Raw genomic sequence first — 11,167 nt, forward strand, 5'->3', positions numbered from 1 at the left:
CAAGTTATCTGAGGGTTGGTCGTTTCCGAGCGGATGCTTGGGGCGGTCCGGTCTACAAATCGAGGCTGTCTCCGGGTTCGAGCGGAAAGAACTCACCGCCGCCTTGTTCGGTGACGTTTCGAATTCGAGCGTTGGACAGGTCTTTTCCGGCCCGGGAGAGCAGCATCTCGTGGGTCGGAAAGCTGCGTTTCGGCTTGACGGCCAGAACGTAGTCCATCGCCTCACTGATTTTCATCCAGGGCGCCGCGGCGGGAACGGCGAGCGTGCCCACATCGACTCCCTCAGGAATCGTGAAAGCGTCGCCGGCGTAGTACAGCTCGTCGTTGACGAGCACGCCGACGTTGTCGACGACCGGGATCGATTCGTGGATGACCGCGTGCGTGGCACCGAAGAAACGCAGGGTGAACGGGGCGACCAGGGCGGTGTCGCCGGCCTGCACCGACGTGACCTCGAGATCGGCGTCAACGGCGGCGATGGCCCGGGCAACGCCGGCTGGCGCGAAGATGCGCAGGTCGGAGTTTATTTTGACGATGCGGCCCAGTTGTTCGGGAGTCCAGTGATCGGCGTGTTCGTGGGTGATGACCACGGCCACGGCGCCCGCCGTTTCGGTAAGGGCCGTGGTGAACGAACCCGGATCGATGAAGAGCTTCTTGCCCGAGAGCTCAATGATCAGGGCGGCATGCTCCAGCTTGGTCAGTTTCATGCCCCGAGCTAACCCCGATTCGGGTCGTGGCGCAACAGCATCCGCTGTTCTTGAACGATGTGTCTACCTGCACCGGCGGGGCTGCGCCCACCCGATGCGACGCGCCGCGTGCGCTCAGTTTGGAACTGCGCTGCTCCGTGTGGCATACTCGAAAAGTTGCACAAACGGCCCCATCGTTTAGCGGCCTAGGACATCGCCCTCTCACGGCGGTAACGCGGGTTCGAATCCCGCTGGGGTCACAATTGCCCGGTTCCCTTCTCTCGTAAAGGTGCCGGGCCATTTTTATTCCTCGATTCGGGGCTATAAACGTCATTACCACCCGACTCCGGCCGGCTGAACTCGGAGCGAGGGCGCTGCTCGTTTCCAGCCTGAGAAAAAAGTCTGGTCCATCTGGGATTTTCGACCGAGCTCTCTGACAAAATTTATGGCGTCCTGCCCTCCGAATGCTAGCGTTACGTTGACTGCACGATGCAGTCCACATGTGGGGAGTGTCAACATGGCCAACATCAACGTTTCGTACCAGGAGCTCAACTCGTCTGCCGATCGCCTCGTGGCCGGCCGTGACGACATCAACGCCAAGCTTGCCCAGTTGCAGAGCCTGATCGGGTCTCTCGTGAGTTCCGGCTTCGTCACCGACAAGTCGTCTGGCGCGTTCAACGCGTCCTACGAACAATTCACCAACGGCGCCCGTGCCACGATCAATGGTCTCGACGGCCTCTCCAACTACCTACGAACCACGGCGACCACGCTGTCCGAGGTCGACGCCCAGCTCGCCGCGCGGTTGTCCCGCTAGCCTCTCGCCGTCTGCGGTCGCCGTTTTTTAGCGGCCGCCTCTGTTTGGAGGCACGTATGTACGGAGACATGTCCGTCGTCAGGTCCGACGCGGCCAGGCTCCGCGCCCAGGGCGACGATGTTCGCGCCCGTGCGATGACGATCAAGGCACGCGCGGAGGCGATGAACTGGAATTCAGTCGCCGCGACCGCGTTCCGCGCCGAGATCACCGTCACCGCTGACGCCCTCGGCCGCTCTGCTGCCGCGCTCGATGCGGCAGCAGATGCCCTCGCGAACCACGCGCGGGCCGTCGACGAGGTCAAGGCGCTGATCCACCAGGCCCAGCAGTGGGCGGGCGACCGACTGGACGAGGCGCGCTCAATCGCCGCCAATGCAGTCAAGGTTGTTCACGATATTTCGGAGAACGCCGTCACCGGTTTCATGACCGTACTCGCGACCATCCCTGACCAGATCAACAACGTCACAGTCTCCGTGTTCCGGGTCTTCGGCATGGACATCGCCCCGGAGACTGTTGCCCGCGCGCAGGACATCATGCGGGCGGTTCCGAACCGGCCAGCCGACCAATCCCCGGACTGGCTCGACGTGCAGCGTTTCCTCAACGGCGCGCGCCGCTAGGCCAGTCCGTCCGGCCGGGGCCCAGGTATGCCGGACCGTCCAAGTGGACGCTGTAGAGCAATGAGAATATCGCCCAGGCGACCTCGGAATCACGTTCGGCTGCGCCCGCGCCTGCAGGTGCAGCCGCGTGCCCTCGTTCCAGACGGTGAGGCTGAGCGGCGAGGGCTGCCAGGCGACCGAAGTTGCCCAGCCCGTCCGGAGGGCGTCGAAGTGGCGTTGTCCGCGTTTGGTGAGCAGGCGGTCAGAAGGGCTGGCAGCGTCACGGCCGCTCCCAGCGTGACGATCGATCGGAGGCGGAAATTTATGTCCGGTCCTCATCGAGTCGCTTCATATCGTGGTCCTCAGCGGGTCACCGCGAAGGCGTGGACGGTTCCGGCGAGACCTGTCGGGTGCCGACAGGAATGGTGTGGCACGGATCACCCGAACTAATCGGCCGGAGGCGCGGAAACCCCCGCCGGAGGCGCGGGAACGGCGCCCGGCCAGGGGCCCATGAAAGAGGGGGCACTCAGCGAGACGCTGGGGCTGCCGCCTGGGTCCGGGTAGTCGACTCCAGCGAGGGCGTTCGCCTGGGGTTGTAGGTTGAGTTTTCTGCCGTGACTGTACACGGTGAGGCTCAGCTCCTCCGGCTCGTCGTAGGTGGTCATTGCCCAGCCAACTCTGAGGACATAGTCCAGGACCCCGGGTGCTGTGATTGCCGCATCATCGTCAACGTAAACCTCGATGACTCCCTCGTGTCCGAGCCCGGAAATGTGTGTGCCCACGCTGGCCAGGCTCAACCCGGGCACGGCGTTGATGAGCGCTTCGGCTGCAGAGCGACTCAGGCCCCCTGTGGCACCGGACGGTGTTGGTGCGACGGATGGTGTTGGTGCGACGGATGATGTACCCGTGGGCAGGGCGGAGCAGCCGCCGAGGAGGACAAGCGCGGCCACGGCCGCGGCCAGCAAACCGATCGCGCGATGTTGGAAACTCATGTCGTGGTCCTCATCGAGTTGCTGCATAATCGTGAACGGTCGCGGTGCCACCGGTGAAGAATCCCTGCGTGGATGTGGTGAACGCGACGGCGTTGGGGTCCTCTGACTTCTGGAATTCGTCGGCCGTCACCGCGTACGTGACGGCTTTGTGCGGGTCGCCCGGGTCGGGATCGCGGCCAATCACCGGGGCTGCGGCGTGGACCGTCATCAGGTTGGTGGTCGCCGGATTGTCGGTGCCGTCTGTTGCGGGGACGAGGTCCCCCCTGTGCTCAAACGACAGGACGTTCACGTTGGAGGGGACGTCAAAGTTCCCGATCGACGCCCCTGCAGTGACGACGCTGGTGATGTTGTAGTGGTCGTTCATCCAGGGATCGGAGCCCATCAGTCCCGCCGTGATACCGCCGAGGCTGAAACCGGCGAGCATGACGGGGTCACTCGAGCCCACGTGTGCCTGCGCCATGGCATCCTTGACAGCCTGCATGAGGGCGGTCTGGTGCTGCGCTTCGGCTGCGAGGTCGCTCGTGAGGTCGTTCAAAACCGCGCTGGGGACGTGCGACCAGGACTGTGTGCTCGGAATCTGTACGATCCAGTGATGCACCCCGTCCGCGCCGACCCGGTCGACGACTCGGATGTTCGAGAAGTCGGCGACGCCGTCCTCATTGGGATCACCGTTTGCGTCGATCTCGCCGGCGCCTCGGAACAGGGTGTTCAGGTCGATCGGTACGATCTGGTCAACCACGCCTCCCTGGACATTCAGGAAAGTTTTGGAAATGACGGTTGGCTGCCCGGTGGCATCGTTGAAGGCACCGAAGCGGCCGCCGCCCGCGATGATACCTTCCACGAGCTGGTCATAGTTGAGGGGAGGCCAGGGCGCTCCCGTGAGGCCGGACAGGCCGCCGTTCACAAGCGGGCCTCCGAGGAAGGTTGCACCGGCGAGAAGGCCGGGTGCAAACCGGATGAGCGTCTGAACGAGGTCGGTGTGTTCGCGGGCCCAGGCCTGGAGCACGTCCTCGGAAGGGGTAAGGGTGAGCAGGCTCGCGAACTCTCGCGTGAGCCTATCGTTGGCGGCGGTCGCGGCAGCACTGGGCGAATATGTCGACGCAAATGCGCGTGCGCCGGTGTCAAGGAGACTGGCAGCGCTAAGTGGTGACGCGCCGCCGGGGACCAGCAGAGCGGCGAGGAGCCACGGGTTATTTCGGATCTGGTCGCCGATCGCGTCGACGGCCGCGCCGGTGGAGTCGGCCACCTCGTTGATCTGGTGGGCCACTTCGACCCCGGCGGCGTAGAGCGCGGCCGCCCCGGCCGCGACCGTGGCCCCGGCGACGGCGACGATGCCGACAGCGAATCCACCGACGAAGTACAGGCCGTCCGCCGCGATGGCGAGAGCGGACTCCGCCGTCTCGTAGGTGACGATCGCCCCGTCGATGAAGAGGTGCAATACCGTGACCCGTGCGGTCTGGGCCAAGTAGACGCCCGCAGCCTGGAGTATTTTCGCCTCGGCATCCGCCGCCGTGAGGGGGGAGAGGATCGCTGACGCTAGCAGGTCGCTGCTCGTCGCCAGGGACGCGGTACGGATGCTCTCGATCGCAAGGTCATCCTGCACGAGCCCGAGCTCCGTCGAGAACGTGCGCATGTCCTCGAAGGTCGCGACGAGGGGGGACGCGTTGGTTCCGCCGCTGACCGAGAAGTCACCCATGGGCCATCTCCGTGAGTGTCAGACCAGCACATAACGAGGCAACCTCAGCCTGGATGGCAGCTCGCGTCACTGCGGCGATCGTGATGGTCCCGGCGTCCACGATCTGTTCCGGGGTTGGCAGTTCGTCGTCATGGCCGGCCGGTAGCCCGACGTCGACACTGCGCCAGCCGGATGCCCCGCGCACGTAGCTGATCACCCGAACGGGAATGCCGTCGTCCGTCGAAAGACGAAGTTCGAAACCTGCGTCGAGGTCGCCAGCGAGTCCCGAGAGCGCGAGAACGGCGGAGTTGCCGCCGATACGGCTAGAGAGTTCGTCGAGCAGGTCGGGGTTGTTGACCCGGAGGACTTCGATGCCGCCCCGGCTGTCCGCGAGGCTCATCGTCACGAGCGGCCCGTTGTCGCCCACAACTCCGCCGGAGGGGATCGCGCCCGTCAATTCGTCGGCGAGGGTCAGGAATGGCACGACCGCGAATTCGACACCGGCCAGGTCGGCGGCCGTGCCGCGCCCACCGGTGATGCTGACGCTTTGGGCCCGTGCGAGCACGGAAGCGAAGCCACCCCGCGCCGAGGCGACAATCAGGAGTGTTGACTCGCGGGTCCACGCGGACACCGTGAAGACGCACGCGGGAGCCATATGCAGGGAGAGGAAGACCATGAGTGACTCGAGGAGCCAGCCACTCAGGTCGTCGGGAATCGGGTCGCGCGGGACATCGGCTGCGACGAGTCCCTTCAGAACGAGCTGGTCGAGTGCCGCACTCGCGCGCTCCGCGAACTTTCCGGCGTCGAGGTCTTCGTTCCACCGCTGTTGGAACCGCGCGGGCAGCAGCAGCGTAGGCACGTGATCCTGCACCAGATGCAGCTCATCGGCCGTCAACAGAAACCGAGGCGCGCGGCGCCCACTGTCCGCTTGGTCCCTCGTCGCCATGCGATTTCCCCCTCACGCTGATCACAGCCTATCGAGAATGACTTCCCACCAATGGTTCAGCCCCGAACCTCATTCGGGGAGTGCGACCTGGACCTTGGTCGCCCTGCCAGACTCGACGAGGTAGCCGCGGCCGGCCGGGAAGTCCGCGCGGCTTCCACGGGGGAACGCGACCCGGAACAGCGCGATCCCGTCGCTCTCCTCCGGCTGTAAGACGAGCCCGACCCTAGCCGTCTTGAGTTCGGAGTGGATCTGCCATGCTGCTGGGCCGGTCGCGAGGTCTGTTTCGACGACGATGAGAATGTTGGCCTTCCTGGCAGCTTTGATGAGCGTCGCAACGGCGCTCTCGGCGGTTGAGCCCTCGAAATCGCCCGCCGTTTCGACGACGATCAGACCGGGCTTGCCCGCGACCGGCCAAGCGCCGCTGGCAAGGCTCGCGATGAGGTCCCTGGCCAGCGTTTCCGCATCGGAGAGCCCCAGGGACTTTCGACCCCACGTCGCGAAGCCGGCGACTTCGCTGCCCGGGCGTGGGCTGATCAGGATCGCGTCGACATCGGTAAGGGAACGAGTGAGCGCGCGCACCAACGTCTTCAGCGCCGCCGTTTTGCCGCTGCCGAGTGGGCCGGTCACGACAACGAGGCCCTCGGGGCTGATCCCGATCGGCAGTAGGTTTGCGTCGGCTACGCCGATCACCGGGCGATTGGCTGCGAGCGGCGGGAGTTCGTCCAGGTGGATGCTTTCCGCAAGACGCTGGATTGGTGCGGCCGCGTGAACCGCTACCGCGCGGAGCTCATCACCGAGGGTTTGGGCCGCGAGGGACTGGTCACTCAGGCTGCCAGACCCACCGAAAACAGCGAACTGCACCTCTTGGCCGTCGCAAACTCCGCGCCCGGGCGGCGCATCCTCAAGAATGTCCACCGGGACGCCCAGAATCCCGTAGTCCGCGGCGGACGCCATCCGCAGCACTATGTTCTGCTGGATGTTTGCGCTCAGGACCGTTGGAATTACCCCCGCGCGGTCGGCGCTCACGGCGAAGTGGATGCCGATTTGACGGCCCACGGAGAGCAACTGGGCGAGGGCCTGGAACGTGCCGTCTCCTGCTCGGAACTCGTAAGTATTGCGGAAGTTTGCCATGCCGTCGATGAGGATCAGGATGCGCGGCTCTGCGGTCTTGCCGCTGAGCTGACGGTAGTCGGTCAGTGTCGACGCGGGCTCCCTCGCGTAGCGCAGCCCGCGCTCTGCTGCGACGTCGACGAGGTGGCGGATCAGTCGTTCGACGCGCTCACTGTCGTCACCGGGGATCACCGCACCGACTGTGGGCAGTGCGCCGAGGAGCCCGAGGGCTCCTCCGGCGAAGTCGATCGCGTAGATCTCGACGGGCAACCGTTTTGCGCTGCACGATGCAGAAATCGCGAGGGTGCGAAGCGCGGCGCTCTTGCCCGAACCGCTCGTGCCGAGGATCGCCAGGTTGCCTTGGGCATCAGGGTCGAATCCGAACGCGCTCTGCCGTTGGCGCTGGGGCTCGTCCTGGATCCCTAACGTAATCGACGACCCGCCGTCTGCTTCCGCCGGCTGCAGATCGAGCACACCCGCAAGCGGGGAGAGCCACGGTTTGCGCGGAGTATTGAGGTTTAGCCCCGCCGCAGCGTGCTGAATGGAGAGCAACATCAGTTCGATGTCTCGGGGGGAGTCCCTGCGCACCGGCGGAGCCGGCAGATCGAGCGGCCAGCTGTCCCTCACCTCGAAGGGAAACTCGGCAATGTCGATGTCGGGCAGTTTCGCAGCGGTGCGGCTGCGCCCGCCGAGGTATCCGGTCTGGAAGTGGATGAGCTTGCCAGGACCCAGTTTAGCCACACCGCGGCCGGGGGTCGCCGGATCGAAGGCGGCCGCATCCTTTCGACCGATGACGTCCTGGCTGTCGTGCTCGTCGGCGACGCGGAGTGCGATCCGAAGGTTCGTGTTGGCGCGGAGGTTGTCCTTGATGACACCGGCAGGGCGCTGTGTCGCCAACACGAGGTGCAGCCCCAGGGACCGGCCGCGCTGAGCGACGTCTACGATCCCGTCGACGAATTCGGGGACGTCTCCAACGAGGGCTGCGAATTCGTCGATGACGATCACGAGAGAGGGCGGCGCGTCGGGGTCGGCCCGCTTCTCCAGGCTGATCAGGTCCTTGGCTCCCTTGTCGTTGAGCAAAGTCTCCCGATAGTGCAGCTCGGCACGCAGAGAGGTGAGGGCGCGCCGCACCATGTGGGTGTTGAGGTCTGTGACGAGGCCGACCGTGTGTGGCAGCTGGGTACATTCCGCAAACGCGGCGCCGCCCTTGTAATCGATCAGGAGAAAGGTCAGCCGGTCGGGGCTGTACTCGCTTGCGAGGCTCATGATCCAGGTCTGCAAGAACTCGCTCTTGCCCGAACCGGTTGTACCCCCGACGAGCGCGTGTGGGCCGTGCTCGCGCAGGTCGAGTCGCAGCACGCCGGTCGCGCCCTGACCGACGATGCCACTGAGGGTGCCCGCCTCGTGCGGGGGATTCTCGCGCCACTGTGCAGTCAGACTGTGGCTGCGCTCCCACAGAGCCGCGACTGCCGCGGCGGAGGAGATCACGTTTTCCGGCTGCAAATCGTGGTACGACACGCTGACGGGCAGGTCGCTCTCGTCGAGTTGCCTGGCTCCGCTGTCCTGAACGGGAGACAGCAGGCGGGCGGCCACCGCGGCATCCGCCCCTCCCACAGTCTCGAGCGGGCTCACGACGACCGTGCTGGCCGAGCGCACGAACCCAACGACGCCGGTGCCGTCAGCGGCAACATCGACGTAGGTGCGGCACGCCGCCGGCAGGTCGGCGACGCTCGCAGCGTGCCACAGCAGATGCACGCTGTAGTCGGGGCCCTCCTCCGCGAGCGTGACGAGCCTGCCGCGATCGGCCTGGCTGTCGCTCAGCACGACGGCGACAATAACGGGCGTCATCGGGAGCGCCCGCACCGCCTGGCCATGCAGTTCGTCGATACTCGCAGTCTCGTCGAGGTGTGAGCGGATGTTGCCGCCCGCGGCAGAGTGCTCGGCCTTGCGCTGGGCGAGCACCTCTTCCAGCTGTGCGAGTAAGTGGCCACTCGTGGTCTCATCGGCGGCGAGGTGGCTGGTCGTGATCGGACTGTAGACGCTCCCCACGTGGGGTAGCCACTTGAGCCACTGCCACTCGTGCTGGCTGCCGGGGCCCGCGAAACACGCCAGAACGAGGTCGGACGGAGAGTGCAGCCCGCACAGCTGCACGATAATGGAGCGCAGCACACCCTCCGACCACAGCGAGCTTCCGGCGACACCGATGCTGCCCGCCCGCTCGAACTTCTCGAGCACGGGAACCCCGAGAACGTTCGTATTCTCCTCTTTGAGGTTCTCGAGAGTTGTCCAGAATCGCTCCTCCGATTCGTTCCGGTTTGGGAGTTCGATCTCGATGCGGCTCCGTTGGCCGCCGAGGCCGAGGCGCACCTCAAGGAATGTCTGGTGCTCGGGTCTGCGGGTCCAGAGTAAGGCGGTGCGTGACAGCATCGCCGTGCACACGTCCATTGTGCTCGGCGATTCACCCTTTCTCACCGCGGTCTCCCGTTCCCGTTCGGTGGACAGCCGGTCGCGGAGTAGGTCCAGGGCAGATTCGAACTCGGCAGTTGAGCTCTTCTTCTTGCGGCGCTCCGTGAAGATGTTATCGAGGTACGTGCCCAGCATGATAAGCGGGGAGAGAGCGACAAACACGAGGCTCAATGGGGATCGGGTGACGGCGAACAGCACTCCTCCCATCACGAGCGGTGCGATCACGGCGAGAAAGGGAAACTTTTGCGGTTCGCCACGGCGGGGTGGCACCGGAGCGGAGAATTTTCGGTCGAGGTAGCGTTGGTCGACGCGGGGCGATCGAGCGAATTCCACGATTGCAAGCGGTGAGCTGGCCGGCGACGGGGGTGTTTGAACCTGTACCGGCCTGACGGAGAAGGTGGTGTCACCGACGGCGACGATGGTGTCGGGACTGAGCTGTGCAGCGGCAACCAGGCGGTCATCGACATAGACGCCGTTTCCGGAGCTTTGGTCGGTGATTGTGATGCTCGTGCCGACTTCGATCACGGCGTGCCGGCGCGAGACGGCTCCGTCCACCAGCAGTATCCGGCAGCCGCGGCCGCGGCCGACAGTGTTTGATCCGGGGACAAGCGCGAACTCGAGGCCACACTGGGGTCCCGTCAGCACGGTGGCCATCGCAGAACGCTGGTACAGCATCACGTCCGACGGACGGGCCTGGCTCGGCTGGATCACCTCGACCCAGCATCCGGAGCACAGCCCCGAGGTGAGGACGGAGGCAAGTGGATCGAGAATTTTATAGGTGGAAGTATTGGGGTACTGGACCCGCAGGGTCAGCGCTGCGCTGTTGTTCCTCGCCGCCTCCCGATGTTGCGACGAACCGGGAACTCCGACCACCAGGTTTCGTGAGATCTCCCCGATGGAGGCGAGAACGTCCACAGTGAGGATCACATCGGTTTCTCCGTCTGGCAGCCCCAGAGTCAGCTTGAGTTTCATGCGCCCCCACCTTCGCCGCACATCGGCTTAGTGCGAGGCTAGCGGAGTCCGTGGAGTGAATTTTAGTGCTGCCCGGCTCGTGCAGACGAAACCTTCAGCCGTCGTTTTTCCCGGCGGCGAGGCGATGGCAACAATGCCGGCCCGGTCGGTCGCGCCATTCGCCGCCACGACGCTCACTGGGAATCGGAATATGGGCCTGACGCCGTGGGATGGCGGTCAGTCACGGTGACCTCATCAAGACGATCCCGGCCGACGCGCCGGTGGGCGGTGGGGCGGGTTCTGAAGCGCCTTAGACAATGCGCTCCTAAAATATACGTATGCCCACCATCGTCCACGAATTTGACTGGCCCGATCGTGTTGTCATCGGCACGGTCGGCCTGCCTGGATCACGCACGTTCTACCTACAGGTGCGCTCGGGCGCTCAAATCGTCAGCATCGCCCTGGAGAAACAACAATCTGCGCTGCTCGCTGAAAAAATCGACGAAATGTTGAAGCAGCTCATGACGCAGGAGGGCAACCCCTTCAGCGTGCCCGCCACAACGCCCATCGAACTGGTCGACAACGATCCACTGGCGCAGCCGGTCGATGAGCAGTTTCGAACCGGAACGATGACCCTGGGCTGGGACCCGCGCACGGCGCAGGTCGTGATCGAGGCCTTTCCGCTCATCGATGACGGGGCCGACAGCGAAGACGAGAACGACCCCGATGCGCCCGATCCGGTCAGCAGGCAGCGGGCAGAGATGCTGCTGGTGCGCATCCCGGTGGGCACGGCCCAGGCATTCGCAACGCGTACCCGCGAGGTCGTGGGGGCCGGCCGACCGATTTGTCCCCGGTGCGGCACCCCCGTCGACGCGGACGGTCACGTCTGTACCCTGCCCGGCGACCGCTGATGACGCCGCGAGGCGACCTCGACGAGG

Annotated in this window: 8 protein-coding genes, 1 tRNA gene and 1 pseudogene; 5 read left to right on the top strand and 5 right to left on the bottom strand. The window is 65.1% G+C overall.

All coding sequences use genetic code 11. The annotated features are described in order from the left end of the window. Positions 1-52: 52 nt before the first annotated feature. Positions 53-703, bottom strand: a complete 651-nt coding sequence (locus LH475_RS00520) for an MBL fold metallo-hydrolase (protein ID WP_196842618.1) — start codon at positions 701-703, stop codon at positions 53-55. 166 nt (positions 704-869) lie between these two features. Here LH475_RS00520 and LH475_RS00525 point away from each other — a divergent pair. From LH475_RS00525 to LH475_RS00535, 3 genes are all read left to right on the top strand, one after another. Then, a tRNA-Glu gene (locus tag LH475_RS00525) sits at positions 870-942 on the top strand. A gap of 257 nt (positions 943-1,199) precedes the next feature. Continuing rightward, positions 1,200-1,496, top strand: a complete 297-nt coding sequence (locus tag LH475_RS00530; RefSeq protein WP_196842619.1) for a WXG100 family type VII secretion target — start codon at positions 1,200-1,202, stop codon at positions 1,494-1,496. Between the two features lie 68 nt (positions 1,497-1,564). Continuing rightward, a complete protein-coding gene (locus LH475_RS00535; protein WP_196842620.1) occupies positions 1,565-2,110 on the top strand; it encodes a hypothetical protein in 546 nt (181 codons plus the stop codon). Positions 2,111-2,535: 425 nt separating this feature from the next. On the opposite strand, the gene LH475_RS00540 is transcribed toward LH475_RS00535, so the two are convergent. The 4 genes from LH475_RS00540 to LH475_RS00555 all read right to left on the bottom strand — a co-directional run bounded on the left by LH475_RS00540 (position 2,536) and on the right by LH475_RS00555 (position 10,250). After that, positions 2,536-3,081: a hypothetical protein gene (locus tag LH475_RS00540; protein ID WP_196842621.1), complete on the bottom strand. Its 546-nt coding sequence runs from the start codon at positions 3,079-3,081 to the stop codon at positions 2,536-2,538. A 10-nt stretch (positions 3,082-3,091) separates the two neighbouring features. Beyond that, entirely contained in the window at positions 3,092-4,777 is a 1,686-nt protein-coding gene (locus LH475_RS00545) for a hypothetical protein (protein WP_297412616.1), read from the bottom strand. Further along, positions 4,770-5,702, bottom strand: coding sequence for a hypothetical protein (locus tag LH475_RS00550; RefSeq protein WP_196842623.1), 933 nt, complete (start codon positions 5,700-5,702; stop codon positions 4,770-4,772). Before LH475_RS00550 ends, LH475_RS00545 begins: the two co-directional genes overlap by 8 nt. A gap of 69 nt (positions 5,703-5,771) precedes the next feature. Continuing rightward, a complete protein-coding gene (locus LH475_RS00555; protein WP_297412617.1) occupies positions 5,772-10,250 on the bottom strand; it encodes an FtsK/SpoIIIE domain-containing protein in 4,479 nt (1,492 codons plus the stop codon). Between the two features lie 79 nt (positions 10,251-10,329). Between LH475_RS00555 and LH475_RS00560 the strand changes: the two are divergent. Continuing rightward, positions 10,330-10,495, top strand: a pseudogene (locus LH475_RS00560) (histidine phosphatase); the annotation flags it as partial. 72 nt (positions 10,496-10,567) lie between these two features. Continuing rightward, positions 10,568-11,140, top strand: coding sequence for a DUF3090 domain-containing protein (locus LH475_RS00565; protein WP_196842626.1), 573 nt, complete (start codon positions 10,568-10,570; stop codon positions 11,138-11,140). Positions 11,141-11,167: the final 27 nt, after the last annotated feature.

It is taken from the genome of Cryobacterium sp. (genome assembly GCF_026786305.1).
Taxonomy (GTDB): Bacteria; Actinomycetota; Actinomycetes; order Actinomycetales; family Microbacteriaceae; genus Cryobacterium.